This window comes from Streptomyces sp. NBC_00572 (assembly GCF_026341815.1).
Classification (GTDB): Bacteria; Actinomycetota; Actinomycetes; order Streptomycetales; family Streptomycetaceae; genus Streptomyces.
In genome coordinates, this window is the sequence record NZ_JAPENX010000002.1 from 389,104 (window position 1) to 409,797 (window position 20,694).

Below are 20,694 nucleotides of genomic sequence, written 5' to 3' on the forward strand. Positions count from 1 at the left end.
AGGGAACGGACCGGGCAGACGTGCTCGCGCTGCCGTCGCCGGTTCGCGCTCGATCCGAAGATCCACGGCCGGGGCATGCACGATCTCCGGATCCGGCGGATCGCCGAGCACGCCACCGACGGCGGGCGCCTGAAGGTGACCCTCACCCAGCTCTGGTACCTCTCCCGGATGTCCAACCAAGTCTGGGACGCGAAGCCCGCACGCGGAATCCGGCCCGGCGTCCGCTGGCTGGTCGCCGCGCCCCTCGCTCTTCTCCTCCTCGTCGTCGGCAATCTCGTCCACGGCGCGGTGGGCACGATCGGCGTCACCGCCGCCGTCGTCGTCGTCGTGGTGGCGGCCTCCGTCATGCGGTACAGGCCCGCCAGCAAGGCCTGGTGGAACATCACCCCCTCGGAGTCCGCGTTCCGGCAGGCGATGACCGGCCCCTGGCGCACCGCGTACAAGGGGCTGCCGCCGGGTGTGGTGGACGACGGTCCGCGCGCCCCGGCAGCCCGCGAGTCCCTCGCCGTCCGCCCCGAGGCCGTCATCCTCTGCACCGATCACGCGGTCGCCGTCTTCCTCCGGATCAACGGCATTCCCGCGAGCCTCAAGGCGCGGCTGGTCGAGGCCGAACCGGCCACCGCCCACGAGGCGCTGGCGGAGGTTCCCGCCGGGCTCCCGGTGGTGGTGCTCCACGACGCCGACGCCCTGGGGGCCCTGCTCGCCCCGCTGTTGCGCCTCGCCCGGCCGGACCGGGTCGTGGTGGACGCCGGACTCCCGGTCGCCGCGGTCCGAACCCGCCGGGGTGCCGTGCACCGGGTGTCGACCACCTCCACGGTGGACGCGGCGGACCTCCGTTCCGTCGCGGGCCTGGCCGAGGAGGACGCCGCATGGCTGGCCGGAGGCCGCTGGAGCCCGCTCGCCGCCGTTCCCCCGCCCCGCCTGGAGTCGGTCGTCACGGCGGCCGTGGAGCGGGCCCTGTCCGCCCGTCCCGCGGAACTCCGTTCCACCGACGGCTTCCTGACCTGGCCGGCCGAGGCGCCGACGCCGGCCGGCGGCCCGTCCCGTACGAAAGGCGCCCCGCCCGGATGAGCCAGCGACACCTCCCTCCCCCGCGTACCGGCCAGGCCGCCGGTACCGGCCGTCGGCCCTCGCTCGGGCTCGCCGCCCGGACGATGACCGGGGTGGCCGACCGGGCGATCACCGTGGCCGCGGCGCGCGCCGGAGCGCCCGGTGGGCTGCGCTTCACCGAGCGCCAGCTGTACTACGCGACCTGCCGCGTCTTGAGCCCCGGCTCGGCCCTCGTCGGCCGGATCCCCGGCACCCCTGCCCCGGTCCTGCGCCTGCCCGCGTTCACCCGGGCGCTGGAGGCGCGCGGCCGGGAGAACGTACCGGGACTGCTTCCGCCGCCGACCGCACCGCCCGCACCGCGCCGCCGGACCGACGTCACCGGGGCGGAAGCGTCGGAGCCGGACCTCCATGACTACGGGCTGCCGCGTCTGCTGCTCTGCCAGGACCGGTCGATCGCCGGGATGCTGCTCGCCAACCACGTCCATCTGGAGGCGGCCTGCCCGGTGTTCGCCGCCGCGGACGCCCTGCCGCTCGACCCGCGCCTGCTCGCCGCCCTGGAGCTGGCCGACGGCGCCACCGTGTACGTCCTGCACGACGCGAGTCCGTCGGGGGCCGCGCTTCCGGCCCGGGTCCGGGCGGGGCTGGGGCCGGTGCCCGGAGTCCGGGTGGTCTCCCTGGGTCTGGTGCCCCGGCACGCGGCCGCCCTGCGCCTGCACTCCGGCCGCGGCCCCGCACCCGATCCGGCCGAACTCACCGCGCTGCCCGCCGCCCTGCGACAGCGGGAGGCCGAGTGGCTGGCGAGCGGACGGTTCGCCCAAGTGGCGGCCGTGCCCCCGGACCGGCTGCTGCGGACGGTACTGCGCCTGACCCGGGGGCCACGACCGCCCCGCGACTCCCTGTGGAGCGGCCTGCGCGGACTGCGCGGAACCGGCTTCATGACCTGGCCCGCCGCGTGACCCGTCCCGGCGCTCCCTCCCACAGACCCGAGGTACGCACACCATGATCCGTCCCGAAGAGATCGGCTACGCGGACGAACTGCTCGCCGACGGCACCGTCCACCGCACCTACGAGAACGGCCTGGAGGAGTGGCGGCGCCGCACCACGGGCCACCCGCACCTCGTGCAATGGCATGACAACCGCGGCGCCTCCGGCACCGACGAGCTGCTCGGCGACCGCATCATCAAGCGCACCCTCGACGACGGCACGGTCACCTACGCCCGGGACATCGGCTACGGCCGCACCCTGTGGGCGCGCGGCGAGAAGGTCATGGTCAACCGGAGTTCCTTCGGCGGCCGCATGGGCATCCTGCTCGCCGGTCTCGGGGTGGCGACCCTGGCCATCACCGCCGCGCAGTTGCCGCCGCTGAGCATGTCCTCCGAGCAGGAGGAGGCACTGCGGCAGCAGCAGGCGCAGGCCTCGCAGTCCTCCGGAGGCGGCGGCGACAGCGGCGGCTCGGCCGACGGTGACGACGGATCCGGAGGGTCCGGTGAAGGGCCCGAGGGCGGGTCCGGCGACGGGAACGAATGGGACGCGAACTGGGACGGCGACGGGGACGCCTGGAGCGACGACGACTTCGGCTGATCCGTGCCACCGGCACCACCAGTAACACCGGTACGACCAGTAACAGCAGGAGAAGGAGCAGTTCGTGGCACGTCTGTGCGCCTGTCTGGCCGCCACCACCGGGCAGGCCCGCGCCCATCTCGACGCGATGGGCGCCCTCGGCCCCGGCCACGTCCCGGCCGAGGTCCCGGGCGCCGAGCTGTCGCTGCTCCCCGGGGAGCCCGGCCGCGCCGAGGGCCCGTACACCGCGTACGGGCGGACGGCGGTCGGGGAGGTCACCCTGCACAACCGGCCGGTGCTCCTCGCCGCCCTCGCGCAGCGGTCCGCTCCCCCGCCGGCCGACTGCTCCGACGGTGAACTGCTGCTTCGCTGCTGGGCGTTGCTCGGGGACGTGGGGGTGGGCCTGGCCGAGGGGATGTTCGTGCTCGCCGTGCTCGACGGCCCCGACCTGGTCCTGATCCGCGACCACGTCGGCGCCCGCACCCTCTTCTACGCGCGGGCCGACGCCGCCTGGGCCGCCTCCACCTCGTTGCGCGCGCTGCGCCGCTGGCCCGCGCTCGGCACCTCGATGAACCTGTCGGCGGTCCGCTCGTTCCTCACCTTCGCCTATCTGCCCGGCGAGGAGACGCTGCTGACCGGCGTACGGGAACTGCTGCCCGGCCGGGTGCTCCGGCTGCACCGGGACGGGACGTCCACCGAGACCGTCCACTGGGAGCCCCGGGAGCGGATCGAGGAGCCCGTGCCGCACGACCCGAGCGGCCATGTCCTGGCGCTGCGGGCCCTGTTGGAGCGGGCGACGGCGAGCCGACTGCCCGTCGCCGAGCCGGCCGCCGTGCTCCTCTCCGGCGGCATCGACAGCTCGCTGGTCACCGCTCTGGCGGCGAAACTCCACAGCCACCCGGTGCACACCTACTCCATCAGCTTCGGCGACGACCTGCCGAACGAGCTGGGCTACTCGGGCCTGGTGGCCACGCACTGCCACACCCGCCACCGGGTCCTGAACGTCTCGGGCGAGGCCGTGGCGGCCCGGCTCGCCGAGGCGGCCGCCCTGCTCGACAGCCCCGTCGGCGATCCGCTGACCGTGCCGAACCTGATGCTCGCCGAGGCTGTGGCCGCCGACGGCGCCTCCGTCGTCCTCAACGGCGAGGGCGGTGACCCCGTCTTCGGCGGGCCGAAGAACCTCCCCATGCTGGTCCAGGAGATGCACCGGACTCCTGGCGCGCCCTGGGACGAGGACCGGGCGACCGCGTACCTGCGCTCGTACCGCAAGTGCTGGACCGACCTCCCGGACCTGCTGACGGCCCCGGCCCTGGAGGCCCTGCGGGACGCCCCGCCCCTGGAGCGGCACGTGGCGCCCTATCTGACGGCGGACGGCGGCGGCCCGTACCGGATGCGGCACCTCCTCAACCAGCTGCTCCACTGCAATCTGCGGACCAAGGGCGCCCACCACATCCTCACGAAGGTGGAGCGGCTGACGTCCTCGCAGGGGGTGGAGGGCCGTTCCCCGCTCTTCGACCGGTCGGTCGTCGACCACGCCTTCGCGACGCCGCCCTCCTTCAAGCTCCGTGGTACGGCGGAGAAGTGGATCCTCAAGGAGGCCGTGCGGGACCTGCTCCCGGACACCGTGGTCGACCGGCCCAAGAGCGGGATGCGGGTGCCGGTCCAGCAGTGGCTGACGGGCCCGCTCCGCGACCTCGGCCAGGACCTCCTCCTCGGGCCCAGGTCCCGGGAGCGCGGGCTGTTCCGTCCGGAGACCGTCCGCGCCTGGCTGCGCGGCGAGGGCGCCCTGCTGCCCCGGCAGGGCGGCAAGTTGTGGCTGGTGCTCACCCTGGAGCTCTGGCTGAGGTCGTACGACGTGTGACCCGGAACCGCGTGTGACCCAGAACCGTCCGATACGACGACCCGATCCGCGAAAGGCCCCCGCCATGACCAGCGACGCGACCGGCGCCCCCGGCATGACCGAACTGACCGATCCCCGCACCGGTGCACCGCGCGGTTCGGCCGTGCTCTCCCGGCTGCCCGAGGTCCGGACGGCCGTGGCCGGTGCGCGGGCCGCGCTGCCCGGTTGGAGTGCCCTCACCCCCAAGGAGCGCGGTCGGCGCCTGGACCGGCTCGCGGGCCTGGTCGAGGAGCACGCGGCGGAGTACACGGCCCGTGAGCGGGCCGGGACGGGCAAGCCGGAGGCGGAGACGACGGGCGAGATCGAGCAGGTCGCGGATCTGTTCCGGTTCTTCGCGACGGCGGCGAGGACCCGCACCGCACCGGCCGCCGGCCTGCTGGTGGCGGGCCACGAGAGCTGGGTGCGCTGGGAGCCGGTCGGCGTGGTGGCTGTGGTCGTGCCCTGGAACTATCCGCTGCTGATGGCGGCCTGGCGCTGTGCTCCTGCTCTGGCGGCCGGGAACACGGTGGTGGCGAAGCCGGCCGAGACGACCCCCGACAGCCTGGAACTCCTCGCGGAGCACGCCGTGTCCGCGCTGGGCGCCGATGTACTGCGGTGCCTCCCCGGCGACCGGGAGACGGGCCGGCTGCTCGTCGAGTCCCCGGTGGACATGGTGGCGTTCACCGGCAGCGGTCGGGCCGGGGCGGACGTGGCGGCCCGCGCGGGGACCCGTCGGGTCAGCCTGGAGCTGGGCGGCAACGCCCCGGCGATCGTCCTCCCGGACGCGCCCGCCGACACCTGGGAGTCCCTCGCGGACGCCGTCACGTACAACGCCGGGCAGAGTTGCGCCGCCCCGGCGCGGGTCATCACCCTGCCGGAGAACTACGAGGCCGCCGTCGCGGGCCTCGCGGCCGCTCTCGGCTCCCGGGTGGCGGGCCGGGACTTCGGGCCGCTGAACAACCCGGACCAGGCGGACCGCTACGACCGTCTGGTCGCCGCCTCCGAAGCCAAGCGGAACATCGTCGCGGACGTCGCTCCGGCGCCGGCAGAGGAGGCGGGACACTGGCGGCCGGCGCGACTGCTCGCGGACCTCCCCGACGACGACCCGGCGATCACCGAGGAGGTGTTCGGCCCGCTCCTCACGGTGCAGCGGGCCGACGGGCTCGATGCCGCCCTGGCCCTGGCGAACGGCGTCCCACAGGCCCTTGCCGCCAGCGTGTGGACCACCGACCTCACGACCGGCCTGGAACTGACGGCCGCCCTGGACGCGGGCGAGACCTGGCTCAACTGCCACCTCGTCCAGACGGCGGAGCTCCCGCACGGCGGCCGCGGCGCCTCCGGCCACGGCACCGACCTGAGCACGCTGGCGCTCCAGGAGTACCAGCGGCCCAAGACGGTCACGGTCCGGCTGGGGCGCCGGGACCAGGGAGTCTCCCCCGTCAGTGGTGGCCGGCGTCGTGAGTGGCGGGTGGACGGGGGCGCTGACCCGGTTCCAGGACCATGAACTGGCCCATCATCCCCTGGTCTTCGTGGTACAGCATGTGGCAGTGGTACATGTACGGGCTGTTCGGGTCCGCGTAGTCGGCGAAGCGCATGATGAGCCGCATCGAGGCGCCCGGGGGCAGCAGGATGGTGTCCTTCCACCCGGCGAGGTGCTCCGGTGGCGGGCTGCCGTCGACGGTGAGCACCTGGAACTGCACGTCGTGGACGTGGAAGCTGTGGAGGGTGCCGTCGCCGGTGTGGACCTCCCATATCTCGGTGGTGCCCTCCAGGACGGTCAGGTCGATGCGGTCCGCCGACATCCGTCGCCCGTTGATCGTGTGCTCGGCGAGTTCGAAGACCCGCTGGGCGTCGGCCGTGTGCGCCGGGATGCGCGGCACCTCGGCAAGCCGTGCGGGAAGGCGCGCGGAGGGCGCAAGGGCGGCGGCGGCCCGCAGCTGGAGCACGTCGAACCGGTCCGCGCCTCCGTCGCGCTGGACGAAGCCCGCTCCGGTGTCGGGGTCGGAGCTGCGCAGGACGACGCGCTCACCGGGGGTGAGCGTGACGACGATCTCGGCGCGTTCCCCCGGGGCTAGCTGGACACGGTCGGTGCTGTGGGGTGCGGAGAGCAGTCCGCCGTCGGTGGCGATCAGTTCGAAGGCGCGGCGGTCGGCGAAGTGGAAGTGGAAGACACGGGCGTTGGAGCCGTTCAGCAGGCGTAGGCGGATGCGTTCGGTCCTGACGTCGAGGTAGGGCCCGAGCGTGCCGTTGACGAGGATGCGGTCGCCGAGGAACCCCGTCGTCCCGGCCATCGGCTCGTCGGGATCGAGTACACCGCCCGGCAGACGGCGGTCCTGCACGATCAGCGGGATGTCGTCGATGCCGTAGGCGTGGGGCAGCTCCGGCGGGGCCGTGTCGTCGTCGATCAGGAACATGCCGGCCACGCCCCGGTAGACGTGCTGTGCGGTGCGGCCGTGGGGATGCGGGTGGTACCAGAGGGTGGCGGCCTGCTGGCGGACCGTCCAGGAGGGCGACCAGGTGGTACCCGGCCCGATCATCTGGTGGGGTCCGCCGTCCATGGAGGGCAGGAGGTGCATCCCGTGCCAGTGGAGGGACGTGGCTTCGTCCAGGGCGTTGCCGACGTTGATCCGTACCTTCTCGCCGCGTGCGGCGCGCAGGGTCGGACCGAGGTGGGCGCCGTTGACCCCCCAGGTGGTCGAGGGCTTGCCCGGCGTGAACTCCGTACGGCCTGCGGCGATCGTGAGGTCGAAGACGCGTCGCCCTTGCGCGTCGACGCGGGAGGGGGCGAGGGGTGGGACATGGAGCGGTCGATCGAAGGACACCTTGCCCCTGGTGTCGATACTGCGCCCGGCCCAGGAGACAGCGGCGCCCAGGACCGGCAGGGCGAGGGCGGATCCGCCGAGGACGCCGAGCAGGGTGCGTCGGGGGATGCTCATGCTGCCGCACTCTCGTTCTGCGTCTGCGTCTGCGTCCGCGTCTCCGACGGCGCCTGCGCCGGGGGCTGCGGCTGCGACCGTGTCCGCATCAGCGTCATGACGGACGCGCCGAACATGAGGACTCCGAGGGGTACGTGGAGTTCGCGGACGTGCGCGAACCCCAGTCCGGCCTGCACGAAGGTCAACAGCAGCAGGGGCACGCCGTGCAGGACCGCACGCGCTGCGACGACTCCTCTGCGCCAGGCGGCCACGCCGACCAGGAGGTGGAGCACCACTGCCAAGAGGACGGCCCCCGCCATCCCGCTGTGCACCGTGCGGCCGACGGGAACCGAGGCCAGCAGCAGGCCTGCTGCCACGGCCTGGGCGAGGAGGATCACGGTCTGAACGGCGGCGGTGGCCCGCAGGGTCCGCAGGGCGCGGGGCGGGCGTGGTGAAGCATGCGGTTCCGACATGGGCTCGCTTCGTGTTCGAGAGGGATCGAGAAGGATTCGAGAGGGATTCGCCGGGAAGGGAAATCGCGGGGCGTGAGAGGCGAGAGCGCCGCGTGGTCAGCGGGCCTGGCGTACGCCGCGCCGCCAGACGTCCGCAATGTCGCGGACGGCGGTGACGTCACGGGTGGGATCGCCGTCGACGAGGAGCAGATCGGCGCGCAGGCCCGGGGCGATGCGGCCGCGGTCAGGGAGGCCGAAGTGCCGGGCGGTGGCGGCGGTGGCCGCGTGCAGGGCCTGCGGCGGCGTCAGGCCCGCTGCCGTCAGGAGTTCGAGTTCGCGGTGCATCGCCTCACCGTGGAGCGGGGCGAAGGGGGTGGCGTCGGTCCCGGCCAGCAGCGGCGCGCCGGCCGCCGCGAGCGCGGCGACGACCTGGGCGGCGTACGCGCCCCGGTCGGGGCGCCCGCCGCCTGAGGCCTCGGCATAGGCGAGGGTGCTGACCACGAACACGCCCTGGGCGGCGGCCTGAGCGGCCAGTTCCTCGGTGGACGGCGCGCCGGCTCCGTCCCCCCACCAGGCGTGGGCGAGTCCGTCGACTCCGGCGGCGAGCGCCGTGGCCGCCTCGGTCGCCGTCGCCGCGTGCGCGATGGTCCGCAGCCCGGCGTCGTGGGCCGCCGCGACCAGTGCTGCCGCGGTCCGGGCCCCGAGGACGGGCAGTCGGGTTCCCGCCGTCGACCCGTCGTCGATGACGATCTTGAGGTAGTCGCTGCCTTCGCGGAGGCGGGTGGCGACGAAGTCGGCGGCGTCCTCGGGCCGGGAGAGGGTGTCGAACGGCCCGGCGGCGTCCCCTAATCCGTCCGCCATGAGGGCCATGAGCTGGGAGGGGTGCCCACCGGGCGCGGTGGCGAGCACCCCGGAGCTGCGCAGGTCGGCGACATCGTCGCGCGCGGCGGCCAGGGCCCGCTGACGCCGGAGGTTGGCGGGCAGGCAGAACATGTCCAGCTCCGTCGTCACGCCGTGGCGCAGGGCCGCGGCGAGGCTGCCGTCGAAGGTGTGGGTGTGGGCGTCGATCAGCCCCGGCAGCAGCGTCCGTCCGGATCCGTCGACCTCCACGTCGACGGGCCGCGCGGGGTCGTGGGAGGCGATCCGGTCGCCTTCGACGAGGACGTCGGCGTGTTCGATGACGCGGGCGCCGTCGAAGACACGTACGCCGCGGATGAGCGTCCGGGCAGGGGTGGGCACAACAGCCTCCTGGAGGGATCAGCAGTTGGTTCGCTCGCTGATAGTACTCCAGCTAACTATCTCTGGGTGAATAGAATTGCGCCCATGAGCGGAGACGAGCACGAGGACGCGGTCGACCGGATCGCCGCCGACTGGCAACGGGAACGGCCTGACCTCGACGTGACCCCGCTGGCTTTCGTGGGACGGATCGCGCTCGTCGCCGAGACCCTCATCGGGCCTGCGGGCGAGCGGGCCGTGGAGCAACACGGCATCAACAAGGGCGACTTCGACGTGCTCGCCACCCTGCGCCGGCGCGGAGCGCCGTACAGCGTGATCCCGTCGGTCCTGTCGGCGGAGCTGATGATGTCGCGCGCCGGGATGACCAAGCGGCTCGACCGCCTGGAGGGCGCCGGTCTCGTACGGCGCACGCTGGACGCCGACGACCGCCGCAGCTTCCGCGTCACCCTCACCGAGGAGGGGCTCGCCATCGTCGACGCCGCGCTCACCGACCTGGTGGAGTGCCTGGGTGGTCTCGTCGCCGGCCTCGGCCAGGACGAGCGGCATCACCTCGACAACGCCCTGCGCACGCTGCTGCGTTCGCACCAGCGCTGAAGGAGGTCGCGGCGACCCTGTCCGCCGTGACCCCCTAGCGCTCCAGGTAGGCCGCTCGGGGGATGTCTCCGGACACCAGGGGGGCCATGTGGTCGCGGTAGCGGGGCGAGAGGGTTTCGAGGGAGGTGATCTTCTCCAGCGGGACCCAGTCGAGGCCGATCTGGTCGATGTCCTGCTCGGTTCCGCCGACGAGCTCGGCGCTGCCGTCCACGGTGCACAGGAAGACGATCTCGACCCGGTGGAAGTTCTCCGTCGCCAAACCGCTGGGGTCGTCCCACCAGCCCTCCAGGACCCAGAGCAGCGGGCCGACCTTCACGGTCAGCCCGGTCTCCTCGCGTACCTCCCGGCGGACCGCGTCGGGCAGCGACTCACCGATCTCCTGGCCCCCTCCGGGGAGGAAGTGGCACTCTCTGCCGTTCCAGAGGTTCCGGGTGAGCAGGACGGAGCCCTCGTGCAGGACGACGGCCTTCGCGGAGGTGCGGATGCGGGTCGGAACGCTCATACGGGGTCTCCTCGGTCCGGGCGGATCGGCCACCCCGGCAGCATGCCCACCACGCCCGACCGCATGCCCCTGCGGCGCTGATGACGGAGGTCAGAAGACCGACAGGCCCGTGATGGTCGTGAAGCGGTCGAGGGCGGTCACGCCCGCCACCGAGTTCCCCCGGGCGTCGAGACCCGGGCTCCAGACGCACAGGGTGCAGCGGCCCGGCACGACGGCGACGACCGCTCCGCCGACGCCGCTCTTGCCCGGCAGACCCACCCGGTAGGCGAAGTCGCCGGCCGCGTCGTAGGTGCCGCAGGTGAGCATCACGGCGTTGACCTGCTTGGCCTGGCTGCGGGTCAGCAGCCGTGAGCCGTCGGCGCGCAGGCCGTGGCGGGCCAGGAAGCCGGTGGCCAGGGCCAGATCGGCGCAGGACGCTTCGAGGGAGCACTGGCGGAAGTACTCGCGGAGCAGATCGGGGACGGGTCCCGTGATGTTGCCGTAGGAGGCCATGAAGTGGGCGAGGGCCGCGTTGCGGTCGCCGTGGGCGGCTTCCGAGGCGGCCACGCCGGTGTCGAAGTCGAGCTCGGGGTTGCCGCTCTCGGCGCGCAGGAAGGCGAGCAGGCTGCCGGAGGCGTCGCCGGTCAGCCGGTGCAGGCGGTCGGTGACGACGAGGGCGCCGGCGTTGATGAACGGGTTGCGCGGGATGCCGTTCTCGTACTCCAGCTGGACGAGGGAGTTGAACGGGTCGCCGGAGGGTTCCCGGCCGACATGGGCCCAGAGCGCGTCGCCCTCTCCGGCGAGGGCGAGGGCGAGGGTGAAGACCTTGGTGACGGACTGGGTGGAGAAGGGCCGCCGCCAGTCCCCCACCCCGTAGACCGTGCCGTCGAGTTCGGCCACGGCCATGCCGAAGTCGGTGGGGTCGGCCGCGGCGAGGGCCGGGATGTAGTCGGCCGGGGTGCCCCGGTCGGTGAGTTCGGCGATCTCCTCGGCGATGCGGTCGAGGACGGGCTGGAAGGAGGTGGTGGTGTTCGTGGTCACGCGCTGTCCCGGGGTCCCCGGTCCTCCGCGGCCCGGCGGGCGGCGGCGAGACCCAGGTCGCCGCCGGCCGGTGCGGTGAAGAAGCGGGCGACGGCCTCGTCCGTGACCTCGGGGAGCGTGGGCGGGGTCCAGCGGGGGTCGCGGTCCTTGTCGACGACCTGGGCCCGGATGCCCTCGACGAGGTCGGGGGTGGTCAGGGCGGCGCAGGAGACGCGGAACTCCAGGTCCAGGACCTCCTCCAGGGTCGCGAGGGCACGCGAGCGGCGCAGGGTGGCCAGGGTCGCCTTGAGGGCGGTCGGGGACTTCGAGAGGAGGGTGGTGGCCGCCTCCTTGGCGGCGGGCACACCCGTGTCGAAGAGGCGCTCGACGACGGCCTCGACGGTCTCGGCGGTGTAGCAGGCGTCGATCCACTCCCGCTGTTCGGCGAGGACGCCGGGCGGGGCGGTGGTGGCGTGCCCGGCGACGGCCTCCCCGGCCGGAAGCCGGGTCAGGTCCCGGACCAGGGCGGGCAGTTCGGCGGAGGGGACGAAGTGGTCGGCGAGGCCCGTGAGGATCGCGTCGGCGGCGCCGACGTGGCCGCCGGTGAGGGCGAGATGGGTGCCGAGTTCGCCGGGGGCGCGGCCGAGGAGGTGGGTGCCGCCGACGTCGGGGACGAAGCCGATGCCGGTCTCCGGCATGGCGACCCGGGAGCGTTCGGTGACGACGCGGACGGAGCCGTGCGCGGAGACGCCGACGCCGCCGCCCATGACGATGCCGTCCATGAGGGCGACGTACGGCTTCGGGAAGCGGGCGATACGGGCGTTGAGCCGGTACTCGTCGCGCCAGAAGGCCTCGGACGCGGAGCCGCCGGCGCGGGCGTCGTCATGGATGGCGCGGATGTCGCCGCCGGCGCAGAGGCCCCGCTCCCCCGCGCCTTCGATGACGACGGTCGTGACGGCCGGGTCGTGCTCCCCTTCCGTCAGGGCGGCGTCGACGGCGAGGACCATGGAGTGGGTGAGCGCGTTGATGGCGCGGGGGCGGTTCAGGGTGATGAAACCGGCCCGGCCCTCCGTCCGGAGGAGTACGTCGGCGGTTCCGGTCGGCACGATCACTCGGTCCCTTCGGGTGGCGCTGCTCACTGTTCCGATCACCGTACCGGGCCCGTCCGGATGTGCGGGATGCGGATCCGGAGAGCGGTACCGGTCAGTCGCCGAAGAGGAGGGAGCCGGCGCCCCGGGTCATGCCGGTGCCCGCAGGCGTGGGGAAGCGTCCGGGACCGGAAGGCCGGAAAGGCGGCGGGAGGCCATGCGGACGGGAGGACCCTCTGTCGTCGGGCCCCGTGGTGTGAGGGCGGGAAGGACTCATCCGCTTCTCGCGGATCCTGATTGCACGGTGCACGGTCCTGTTACGGCCGCTACCCCGCGTCCTCACGTGTCGAGTCCTTCCCGTCCCTTCCATGGAACCACCGCTCCGGCGGGGGCGCGAGCGCCCGCCGGAGCGGTGCCGGAAGGGGTCAGGCCGGGAGCAGATCCTGGGGAACGCGCACCTGGCGGGGTGTGGAGAGACGGATTTCGATGATGTCGCGGACGGTCGGCCATTCCTCGTCGAGGATCGAGTAGAAGGCCGTGTCGCGGACGGCTCCGTCAAGGCCACGGGAGTGGGCGCGACGGACTCCTTCGCAGCTCGCTCCGAGGCGTTCGATCGCGATTCTGGAGCGGGTGTTGCGGGCGTCGGCGCGCATGGTGATGCGCCGGACGCCCCAGGCTTCGAAGGCATGCCGGAGCATGAGGTACTTGGCCTCGGTGTTGATGCCGGTACCCCGGGCGTCGCCCGCGATCCAGGTGTTGCCGATCTCGGCGGCGTCCGGCACGGAGGTCAGCGGATCTCCATGGGGCATGCCGGGCACGGGCGGCCAGACCAGCGGCCCCCGCCAGTAGTCGAGTTCGAGGAACCGGGTCGAGCCGATGACTCGCTCGTCGGCCGTACTGACCAGAGCGAAGGGCAGGCATCGTCCTGCCGCCTGATCGGTCAGGGCGCGCGCGATGTAGTCGAGGGCCGATTCGAAGCCGTCGGGTACGGGGGTGAAGGCGTAGGCCGCTCGGTCCGCCCCGCCGGCCCGGGCGAGGGCTTCGGCGTGCCGCATCGCCAGCGGCTCCAGGCGCACGGAGCGCCCGGTCAGGAGAACAGGTACTGGCACGGAACCTCGGGTCTTTCACGGGCAGGGAAAGCTTCCGCCGAGGGGTCACCGCGGCGGCAGCAAGGGGGAGGTTCTCGCCGGTGCCGACCACGTCAAGAGAGCGACAAATAAGCAGGTAAAACGGTTCGTCACCGGTGGCGAGGAGGACAGTATGCAGCCACAAGCGCTCGGAGAACAGAACCCCCGGCGAACCCGGGTACACGCCTGGGTGAAGGCTGGCGCGCGCCCGGGTGGACCGGTCTCAAGCAACGGACGGAGCCGCCCGCCAGTCGGACGGCCGGAGGGTCCGGAAGCGGTTCAGACGCAGGTGGGATGGCCCCAGCCGTCGGGGTTCTTCGCGATGGTCTCGCCCTTGTCGTAGGCCTTGCCGCAGCGGCAGCGGCCGGAGAATCTCGCCTTCAGCGTGCCGCCGGACGGGCGACTCCGACGCGTGGCCGAGCCACCGGAGGAGTCGGCCGAGGACGCACCCGAGGAGCCGGACGGCGCTGAGGAGCGCGCGCGGGGCGCGGAGGCGCGTGTCGGGGCTTCCGGAGGCGGCAGCGGGGCACCGGCGGCGGAGCCCGTGGGCTCCTGGGTACGGGCGGTGTGGCTGGCCGCGCGGTCGGCCGCGTCGTTGAGGGGGTCGCCGTCGACCTGGTGCGCGGGTACATAGACGAAGTCGACGCGCCGGCCGGTGAGGAGCGCGTCGATGCGGACGACCAGGTCCTTGTTGGCGACGGGACTGCCGGAGGAGGTCTTCCAGCCCTTGCGGCGCCAGCCGGGGAGCCAGGTCGTGACGGCCTTCATGGCGTACTGGGAGTCCATCCGGACTTCGACCGGCACCGCCGGGTCGAGGGTTTCGAGCAGCCGTTCCAGGGCCGTGAGTTCGGCCACGTTGTTGGTCGCGCGGCCGAGCGGGCCGGCCTCCCAGCGGTCGATCGCTCCGTCGGCGCGGCCGATGACCCATGCCCAGGCCGCGGGCCCGGGGTTTCCCTTGGACGCGCCGTCGCACGCCGCGATGATCTTTTCCACCATCCCACGATCCTGACACGGCGGCGGGGGTGGGCGGTCCCACCCCCGCGGCGCCGGCCGCCGTGGGTCAGAAGTCGCCGTAGTTGACCTGCCAGGTGGGCAGGCCCATCCGGCGCCAGAGCGCGACGACACGGTCACGGTCGTCGAGCGAGACGCGCACGTTGTACCGGTGGCGCACCTGGGCGTCGAAGAGCTCGGCCTTCACGAGGTCGTCGCCGCGGCCGTCGCCGGACGCCCGCATCCACAGTTCGTCGTACGGCACCTCGTGGTGGGCGAGCCAGGCCTCGGTGAGCGCGCGGTGGTCCTCGCTCCGGCCGGACAGCAGCACGATCCGGTCCCGCTCGGTGTGCCGGAAGGCGCGCAGGGCGTCCCGCACCGAGACGTTGAGCAGGTCGCGGTCGCAGGACCTGAAGTCGTACGGGCCCCGGTCGACGCGCAGGGCGAGGGTGCCGTCGATGTCGCACATGACGGCGGTGGGGAGGCTGAGGTCGGGGACGTAGGGCTCTCCGACGGTGGGGCGGTCGTTGAGCCAGTCCGCGGTGAGCCGCCAGCCGCCCCGGGTGGCCTTGGCGTGCTTCTCGGCGAGGATGCGGATGATCTCCTCGCCGACGGGTCGCTCGCGGGCGGCGTCGCGGCGCACGCATTCGTCGACGGGGACGTCGGTGAAGTCGTGGACGGCGAAGGTGGCGAGTCCTCCCACGGCGGCCTTCAGCCGCTTCGGGATGTGCGGGGTCAGGTGGGTGTTGTCGACGACGACGTCGAAGCCGTCGTCGACGGCGGCGCGGACGGCGGCGTCCTGGATGCCGAGCACGGTCTGCTCGTGCTTGTGGGAGCGGCCGCGGTCCGGCGAGGGGACGTCGAGCATGGAGCGGAGGTCGTCGAGGTTGACGCGCCGCACGCGTCCCTCGGCGGCCGTCTGGAGGGCGCGGGCGGCCGTCGTCTTCCCGGAGGCCGGGAGGCCGGTCATGACATGGACGACTGGCACGGTCAGTTCTCCTGGTCGTCGGCGAAGGGGTCGGTGGCCTCGGGGCGCAGCCGGCGCCATACGAGGAGTTCGGTCGAGCGCCCGTCGAGGCGCAGGAAGAGGGCGGCGCGCAGGCCGCGGTCGGCCACCGCGGCGGCGGCGCGGGCGAAGGCGCCCCGGTCGTCGGCGAGGTGGGCCAGGCGCGCGTACTCCTCGTCGACGGCCCGCTCACGTTCGGCGGCCGCGGCTTCGAGCCGGCCGATCACCTCGCGCACCCAGGCGTCGAACTCGTCCGGCACCTGCTCCAGGAGGGCGTCCAGCGGCTTGCCGCCGTCGGCCTCGACGTCGGCGATCGAGCAGCCGATGCCCTTGGCGACTTCGCCGGCCGGGAGGGCGGCGAAGCGCTGGATGCCGTGGCCGCGCCAGATGTCGCGCTCGGTGACGCCCGTGAGCACCTTGTGGAGGCGTACGTACTCGGCGAGCTTGGCCTTGGCGCGCACGCCGGAGGCGAAGCGCAGCACGAAGCCCTCGGCGTCGGTTCCGGTGGCCCGGTGACCGCCGGGGAGGGTGTTGGACTCGGTCAGGGCGACGAGCTCGGCGATGTCCGTCGCGGGCCAGGTGCGGACGACGGAGCCGACGGGCTGCCAGCCGGTGGCGGCCTCGGCGAGCGGGACCTCGGTGCCGTCCCGGTCGAAGGCGGCGAGCAGGACGAGGTCGCGGCGCTCGCCGTAGTTCACGACGATCCGGTTGCCCGGGTAGAGGATCTCGGCGAGGTACGTGACGCCGGGCGTCAGGCCCGTCGTGTCGGCCGCGTCGAGCCGGCGCTGCGCCCAGGTGGCCTGGGTGCTGGTGAAGGAGCCCTTGGAGGCGACCCGCCAGCGGTCGTCGTAGTGGAAGACCACGCCGAGGCTGCCGTCGACCTTGTCGTACACCTCGAAGGGCTCGTCGGGCAGCGGCGGCGCGTAGGGGCGGCCGCCGGCGTGCTCGGAGACGTTGAAGAACTTGGGGAGGGGGAGCGCGACGATCCGTCCGGTGGCGTCGTCGGTGACGAGTCCGCGGCAGCGTGTGGTCGCCCGGTTCCAGTGCTGGGCGTACTGGCACGCGCGCGTGTACGTGTAGATCGACAGCGGCAGCTCGGGGTGCCGCTTGCGCGTGACGTGCCCGTCCGCGAGTGCGGCGGCGAGCTCCTCGGACGGCATCAGGTCGTGCAGAGTCAGGGTCGCCTGGCTCATGGGGTCCCTCCCGGTTGTTCGGTGATCCATCCTCGGCCGGTGGTGCCCGGAAGGACAGCGAATATCGGGGCACGCGGGCGTGGCGGGGCGGTGTGCGGGGCCCGAGGGGGAGGTCGGGCGTGACCTATAAGACGCCCCCTAGAGCCGGGGCGTGTCGGTAGGGCCCCGTAGACTCGCCGTCTCCCCGTCGGTGACGTCACCGGCGCAGACGAAGGAAGCGAGCTCCATGAACCACGCGGACGGTACGGCACCGATCTACGCCGAGCTCATACGGGAGCGGGGGGATGTTCCGGGTGACGTCCGCCAGGTCGCGGAGGAGGTTCTGCGGGACCTGAGCCGGGTCATCCAGGTGCCGCCGCAGGGCGTCCCGGTGCCGCAGCAGCAGGGCGTCGTCGCCCACGCGGGTGCCGTCGCGCACGCCGCACTGGGTCCGGGCATGGGTACGCACCCGGGTGCCGGCGCTCACCCGGGCGTCGGGCCGATGGGTGTCGGCGGGCCGGCGGGCGTCGTGGGCCAGGCGGGCGCGGTCCTGCCGCACCGGCCGATGCGCTAGCCGAACGTCTCGGGGCCTCGTCCGTGGCGTTGCCGGCGGCTCCGGACACCTCCTGGGCCCGTCCGTCGCGTTTCCGGGCGTTGTCAGTGCCGTAGGCCATGCTGCTTCCCGGACGGCCCGCGCCGTAGTGGGGGCGGGCCGCGTACGGACAACTGGGGATGACGACATGGCCGAGGTTCTGCTCTTCCACCACGCTCTCGGGCTGACCGAGGGCGTCGGCGCGTTCGCCGGGGAACTGCGCCGGGCGGGGCACACGGTGCACACGCCCGACCTGTACGGGGGGGCGTACGTTCACCGACCTGGAGGCCGGCGCCGGGTACGCCCAGGAGATCGGCTTCGGCACCCTGGTGGCGCGCGGCGAGCGGGCCGCGGCCGAGCTGCCGGAGGAGATCGTCTACGCCGGGTTCTCCCTCGGGGTGCTGCCCGCCCAGAAGCTGGCGCAGACCCGGGCCGGGGCGCTCGGCGCGCTGTTGTTCAGTGCCTGCGTGCCGGTGACGGAGTTCGGCGCGGCCTGGCCGGCGGGCGTCCCCGCGCAGGTGCACGGGATGGACGCCGATCCGTTCTTCGTCGAGGAGGGCGATCTGGCGGCGGCCCGCGCGCTGGTCGCGGACGCGGCGGACCGGAGGCTGTTCCTGTATCCGGGCAGTGCGCACCTGTTCGCGGAGCGAGGCGGGTCGTCCTACGTTCCGGAGGCGGCCGCGCTGTGCGTGGAGCGGGCGGTGTGCTTCCTGGACGGCGTCAAGCGCTGAAGCGACGGACGTAGCGGCGCTGCCAGGGGGTCTCCACGGCGTGCGGGTCGTAGTGGCGGCGGACGTGGTCGACGGCCTCGTCGGCCGGGACCCCGTCGAGGACGGCGAGGCAGGCCAGGGCCGTGCCGGTACGGCCCCGCCCACCTCCGCAGGCGACCTCGACCCGTTCCTCCGCGGCGCGTTCCCAGGCATGGATGAGGACGGCGCGGGCCGTGTCCCGGTCGGTGGGGAGGCGGAAGTCCGGCCAGCGGAGCCACACCGACTCCCACGGGACCTCGGGCGGCCTCCTGCCGAGCAGGTGGACGGCGTAGGTCGGATGGGTCCCGTCGGGCAGCGGGCGGCGCAGGGCGCGGCCGCGCACCAGCCGTCCGGAAGGGAGTCTCAGGACGCCGGGGGCCGACTCCTGCCAGGGTTCCGTCATCCCGTCACGGTAGTCGTCGGCGGGGGCTCGTCGCCCGGTTTCCGGGTCGGGGATCTCGGTCGGGGAGCCGGGTCCGGGGATCTGCCGGGAAGCTGTCGGGGCCACGTCGGGGTCAACCGTTCGGTCGACCCCGTTGTCGTCCGTCCCGCCCCCCCGGTGAGGGCCGGCCGGCGGACCGTGCGGGGCCGTGCGCGGGCGGAGGATCGGGACAGGGTGCGGGCCCGTCTTCCGGCGGGTCGCCCGTGTTCGCCGTACCGAGGAGTCCGTCATGACGAAGTACCGCCGTGCGTCCCGTACCGCCCGGGTGCTCCTGCCCGGGGCGGCGGCCGTGGTCCTGCTCGCCGGGTGCGCGCAGGGCTCCGGAGGGGTGGCCTCCGCGACGGGTTCGACGGCGGCGGGGGCGTCTCCCACCACCGCGCCGTCCACGTCCGGCTCCGCCGTCACCGTGACGCCCGCGCCCACCGGGAAGCCCGCCCCGGGCACGCTCCTGGTCAGCGATTTCGGCTCCGACACGGTCACCTTCGTGGACCCGGCGCGGGGTGCCACCGGTTCCGTCGAGGTCGGCACCGCGCCCTACGGCCTCGTCCTCGGCGAGGACGGCCGGGCCTGGGTGGCGACCGCGGAGGGTGTGGCCGTCGTGGACACGACGACCCGGCAGCGGCTCGCGCTCATCCCGTACGAGACGGACGCCGGGCCCGTGACCACGGGCGAGTACCGGGGCGGCGGCATGGGCATCGCGCTCGCGCCGGACGGAAGCCGGGTGTACGTGGGGGTCAACGTGCCTGGTGGGAACGGCACCCTGGAAGTGATCGACACCGCGGCCCTGCGGGTCACGGACACGGTGCCGGTGGGCCGGCGCCCCTTCGACGTGGACGTGTCACGGGACGGCGCCGAGGTGTACGCGACGAACCACGACTCCTTCGACGTCACGGTCGTCTCCGCGGGGACGCTGGACGCGCGCCGGGTGGAGGTCGCCCCGTACGGCACCGAGGGCGGGCTCGGTTCCTGGCTGAAGCCGCACTACACGGCCGTACGGCCCTCGGACGGAAAGCTGCTGCTGCCCTTCGAGGGCGAGCGGCTCGCGGTCGTCGACCCGCGGACGGGCCGCACGACGATCGAGCCGATGACGGCCGACACCCACCAGCACGGCGCCACGGTGACGTCCGACGGAACGCTTCTGACGGTGGGCACGGGCCCGATCGACCCGGACGAGGACCGCGGCCCCTCGCTGACGGTCCGGACCCCCGGCGGCGCGGAGCGGGTCTACCCCCTGGAAGGGCCGCACGAGGACGTGGCCGTGTCGAAGGACGGGCGCACCGCCTATGTGACCGGCGGGTTCACCCGGGACGGGTACTGGGACGGCCTGAGCATCGTCGACCTCGACACGGGCGACACCCGTCGCCTTGAGGCGGGTTCGCGGCCGCTGGGGATCGTGGTCCTCTGACGCGCGGCCGCCCGGGGATCGTCAGCGCTGCGGCAGGACCGTCAGGACGCGCTCGACGAAGGTCTTGAAGTCGGCCATGAAGTCGGAGAGGAACTGCATGGTCGTCGGGTCGGTGACCTCGCCGTCGTCGCCGAAGAGTCCCGGGGTGAACTGGATGTAGGCCTCCGGGGCGTTCATCTGCGGGGAGTTGCAGAAGCTCAGCACCGAGCGGAGGCTCTGCTGGGCGACGGCGGTGCCGATCTTGCCGGGTGAGGCGCCGATGACGGCCGACGGCTTGTGGGTGAAGGAGTTGGTGCCCCAGGGGCGGCTGGCCCAGTCGATGGCGTTCTTGAGGCCGCCGGGGACGGACCGGTTGTACTCCGGGGTGACGAAGAGGACGGCGTCGACGGCCGCGATGGCGTCCTTGAGGGCCTGGCCCTCGGGCGGGTAGTCGGCGTCGAAGTCGTGGTTGTAGAGCGGGAGGTCCTTGATGGGGATCTCCCGGAACTCCAGCCCGGCGGGGGCGACGCGGATCAGGGCCCGGGAGAGGATCCGGTTGATGGACTTCGTCGAGAGGCTGCCGACGAAGTAGCCGACCTGGTACGTGGTCATGCGGGCGGTCCTGCCTTCCGCGAGGGGTGCACGAGGGCGCGGGACGTCGCGGGCGCGCCGTGGCGGCCGGGGTCCCCGGGCAACGTAACCCGGTCGCCTCAGCCGGGCGACCGGAGAGCCCGGTGGGGACGACGGGGGCGCTGTCCGGGGCGGGCGGGCCGAGCGGGAGGCCCGCGAGAAAGGCACCCGCGGTGCCGAGCCCGACCGGCCCGAGGCGGACCGTGCCGAGGAGCGATCCTGCCGCAATGACGATAAAAAGGGTGAACCACGGATAATCGGCGAAATTGCCATACGCGACGTACTCGGCCCTATCCGTTGGCTTCTTGCACGCTCATACGGAAGGGC

General features: G+C 73.4%; 20 protein-coding genes and 1 pseudogene. 9 read left to right on the forward strand and 12 right to left on the reverse strand.

What is annotated here, in order from left to right; translation table 11 throughout:
- The first annotated feature begins 75 nt into the window (after window positions 1–75).
- The 5 genes from OG514_RS34090 to OG514_RS34110 all read left to right on the forward strand — a co-directional run bounded on the left by OG514_RS34090 (window position 76) and on the right by OG514_RS34110 (window position 5,993).
- Window positions 76–1,071, forward strand: coding sequence for a hypothetical protein (locus OG514_RS34090; RefSeq protein ID WP_266901332.1), 996 nt, complete (start codon window positions 76–78; stop codon window positions 1,069–1,071).
- Complete coding sequence (locus OG514_RS34095; protein ID WP_266901333.1) at window positions 1,068–2,006, forward strand: hypothetical protein; 939 nt, start codon at window positions 1,068–1,070, stop codon at window positions 2,004–2,006. The genes OG514_RS34090 and OG514_RS34095 overlap by 4 nt, the downstream gene beginning before the upstream one ends.
- Before the next feature lie 43 nt (window positions 2,007–2,049).
- Window positions 2,050–2,631, forward strand: coding sequence for a hypothetical protein (locus tag OG514_RS34100; protein WP_266901334.1), 582 nt, complete (start codon window positions 2,050–2,052; stop codon window positions 2,629–2,631).
- Window positions 2,632–2,695: 64 nt separating this feature from the next.
- Window positions 2,696–4,471 (forward strand): asparagine synthetase B, encoded by a 1,776-nt coding sequence (locus tag OG514_RS34105; RefSeq protein WP_266901335.1) that lies wholly within the window; start codon window positions 2,696–2,698, stop codon window positions 4,469–4,471.
- 64 nt (window positions 4,472–4,535) lie between these two features.
- The gene (locus OG514_RS34110) at window positions 4,536–5,993 is read left to right on the forward strand and encodes an aldehyde dehydrogenase family protein (RefSeq protein ID WP_266901336.1); all 1,458 of its coding nucleotides are present in this window, start codon (window positions 4,536–4,538) and stop codon (window positions 5,991–5,993) included.
- Here OG514_RS34110 and OG514_RS34115 read toward each other — a convergent pair.
- The 3 genes from OG514_RS34115 to OG514_RS34125 form a co-directional block, all read right to left on the reverse strand.
- The gene (locus tag OG514_RS34115; RefSeq protein ID WP_266901337.1) at window positions 5,929–7,425 is read right to left on the reverse strand and encodes a multicopper oxidase family protein; all 1,497 of its coding nucleotides are present in this window, start codon (window positions 7,423–7,425) and stop codon (window positions 5,929–5,931) included. The genes OG514_RS34110 and OG514_RS34115 overlap by 65 nt on opposite strands.
- Complete coding sequence (locus OG514_RS34120) at window positions 7,422–7,877, reverse strand: hypothetical protein (RefSeq protein WP_266901338.1); 456 nt, start codon at window positions 7,875–7,877, stop codon at window positions 7,422–7,424. Before OG514_RS34120 ends, OG514_RS34115 begins: the two co-directional genes overlap by 4 nt.
- A 96-nt stretch (window positions 7,878–7,973) precedes the next feature.
- Window positions 7,974–9,095: an amidohydrolase family protein gene (locus tag OG514_RS34125; RefSeq protein ID WP_266901339.1), complete on the reverse strand. Its 1,122-nt coding sequence runs from the start codon at window positions 9,093–9,095 to the stop codon at window positions 7,974–7,976.
- An 84-nt stretch (window positions 9,096–9,179) separates the two neighbouring features.
- Between OG514_RS34125 and OG514_RS34130 the strand changes: the two genes are divergently transcribed.
- A complete protein-coding gene (locus tag OG514_RS34130) occupies window positions 9,180–9,686 on the forward strand; it encodes a MarR family winged helix-turn-helix transcriptional regulator (RefSeq protein WP_266901340.1) in 507 nt (168 codons plus the stop codon).
- A 34-nt stretch (window positions 9,687–9,720) separates the two neighbouring features.
- Here OG514_RS34130 and OG514_RS34135 read toward each other — a convergent pair whose 3' ends face one another.
- The 7 genes from OG514_RS34135 to OG514_RS34165 form a co-directional block, all read right to left on the reverse strand.
- A complete protein-coding gene (locus OG514_RS34135; RefSeq protein ID WP_266901341.1) occupies window positions 9,721–10,188 on the reverse strand; it encodes an NUDIX domain-containing protein in 468 nt (155 codons plus the stop codon).
- 90 nt (window positions 10,189–10,278) lie between these two features.
- Window positions 10,279–11,208, reverse strand: coding sequence for a glutaminase (locus OG514_RS34140; protein WP_266901342.1), 930 nt, complete (start codon window positions 11,206–11,208; stop codon window positions 10,279–10,281).
- Window positions 11,205–12,299, reverse strand: coding sequence for an enoyl-CoA hydratase/isomerase family protein (locus OG514_RS34145; protein ID WP_266901344.1), 1,095 nt, complete (start codon window positions 12,297–12,299; stop codon window positions 11,205–11,207). Before OG514_RS34145 ends, OG514_RS34140 begins: the two co-directional genes overlap by 4 nt.
- A 401-nt stretch (window positions 12,300–12,700) precedes the next feature.
- Window positions 12,701–13,384, reverse strand: coding sequence for a GNAT family N-acetyltransferase (locus OG514_RS34150; RefSeq protein WP_266901346.1), 684 nt, complete (start codon window positions 13,382–13,384; stop codon window positions 12,701–12,703).
- A 297-nt stretch (window positions 13,385–13,681) separates the two neighbouring features.
- Window positions 13,682–14,398: a ribonuclease H gene (locus OG514_RS34155; RefSeq protein WP_266901348.1), complete on the reverse strand. Its 717-nt coding sequence runs from the start codon at window positions 14,396–14,398 to the stop codon at window positions 13,682–13,684.
- Between the two features lie 64 nt (window positions 14,399–14,462).
- Complete coding sequence (locus OG514_RS34160) at window positions 14,463–15,380, reverse strand: AAA family ATPase (protein ID WP_266901350.1); 918 nt, start codon at window positions 15,378–15,380, stop codon at window positions 14,463–14,465.
- Between the two features lie 2 nt (window positions 15,381–15,382).
- Window positions 15,383–16,591, reverse strand: a complete 1,209-nt coding sequence (locus OG514_RS34165) for a T4 RnlA family RNA ligase (protein WP_266901352.1) — start codon at window positions 16,589–16,591, stop codon at window positions 15,383–15,385.
- Between the two features lie 226 nt (window positions 16,592–16,817).
- Here OG514_RS34165 and OG514_RS34170 point away from each other — a divergent pair, with 226 nt between their 5' ends.
- Together OG514_RS34170 and OG514_RS34175 are read left to right on the forward strand one after the other, a co-directional pair.
- The gene (locus OG514_RS34170) at window positions 16,818–17,144 is read left to right on the forward strand and encodes a hypothetical protein (protein ID WP_266902333.1); all 327 of its coding nucleotides are present in this window, start codon (window positions 16,818–16,820) and stop codon (window positions 17,142–17,144) included.
- A 166-nt stretch (window positions 17,145–17,310) separates the two neighbouring features.
- A pseudogene (locus tag OG514_RS34175) lies at window positions 17,311–17,893 on the forward strand (dienelactone hydrolase family protein).
- Here OG514_RS34175 and OG514_RS34180 read toward each other — a convergent pair.
- Complete coding sequence (locus OG514_RS34180; protein WP_266901356.1) at window positions 17,883–18,314, reverse strand: protein phosphatase; 432 nt, start codon at window positions 18,312–18,314, stop codon at window positions 17,883–17,885. The pseudogene OG514_RS34175 and the gene OG514_RS34180 overlap by 11 nt on opposite strands.
- Window positions 18,315–18,582: 268 nt before the next feature.
- Between OG514_RS34180 and OG514_RS34185 the strand changes: the two genes are divergently transcribed.
- Entirely contained in the window at window positions 18,583–19,758 is a 1,176-nt protein-coding gene (locus OG514_RS34185; protein WP_266901358.1) for a hypothetical protein, read from the forward strand.
- A 21-nt stretch (window positions 19,759–19,779) separates the two neighbouring features.
- Here the strand turns inward: OG514_RS34185 and OG514_RS34190 are convergent, their stop codons facing one another.
- Entirely contained in the window at window positions 19,780–20,349 is a 570-nt protein-coding gene (locus tag OG514_RS34190) for an NADPH-dependent FMN reductase (RefSeq protein WP_266901360.1), read from the reverse strand.
- Between the last annotated feature and the right edge of the window lie 345 nt (window positions 20,350–20,694).

Bases quoted from the DNA above. Each gene is read 5' to 3' on its own strand.
- OG514_RS34185 (WP_266901358.1), top strand. From the start codon at position 18,583: ATGACGAAGTACCGCCGTGCGTCCCGTACCGCCCGGGTGCTCCTGCCC.
- OG514_RS34190 (WP_266901360.1), bottom strand. From the start codon at position 20,349: ATGACCACGTACCAGGTCGGCTACTTCGTCGGCAGCCTCTCGACGAAG.
- OG514_RS34130 (WP_266901340.1), top strand. From the start codon at position 9,180: ATGAGCGGAGACGAGCACGAGGACGCGGTCGACCGGATCGCCGCCGAC.
- OG514_RS34120 (WP_266901338.1), bottom strand. From the start codon at position 7,877: ATGTCGGAACCGCATGCTTCACCACGCCCGCCCCGCGCCCTGCGGACC.
- OG514_RS34165 (WP_266901352.1), bottom strand. From the start codon at position 16,591: ATGAGCCAGGCGACCCTGACTCTGCACGACCTGATGCCGTCCGAGGAG.
- OG514_RS34110 (WP_266901336.1), top strand. From the start codon at position 4,536: ATGACCAGCGACGCGACCGGCGCCCCCGGCATGACCGAACTGACCGAT.
- OG514_RS34095 (WP_266901333.1), top strand. From the start codon at position 1,068: ATGAGCCAGCGACACCTCCCTCCCCCGCGTACCGGCCAGGCCGCCGGT.
- OG514_RS34100 (WP_266901334.1), top strand. From the start codon at position 2,050: ATGATCCGTCCCGAAGAGATCGGCTACGCGGACGAACTGCTCGCCGAC.
- OG514_RS34115 (WP_266901337.1), bottom strand. From the start codon at position 7,425: ATGAGCATCCCCCGACGCACCCTGCTCGGCGTCCTCGGCGGATCCGCC.
- OG514_RS34155 (WP_266901348.1), bottom strand. From the start codon at position 14,398: ATGGTGGAAAAGATCATCGCGGCGTGCGACGGCGCGTCCAAGGGAAAC.
- OG514_RS34180 (WP_266901356.1), bottom strand. From the start codon at position 18,314: ATGACGGAACCCTGGCAGGAGTCGGCCCCCGGCGTCCTGAGACTCCCT.
- OG514_RS34090 (WP_266901332.1), top strand. From the start codon at position 76: ATGCACGATCTCCGGATCCGGCGGATCGCCGAGCACGCCACCGACGGC.
- OG514_RS34135 (WP_266901341.1), bottom strand. From the start codon at position 10,188: ATGAGCGTTCCGACCCGCATCCGCACCTCCGCGAAGGCCGTCGTCCTG.
- OG514_RS34170 (WP_266902333.1), top strand. From the start codon at position 16,818: ATGAACCACGCGGACGGTACGGCACCGATCTACGCCGAGCTCATACGG.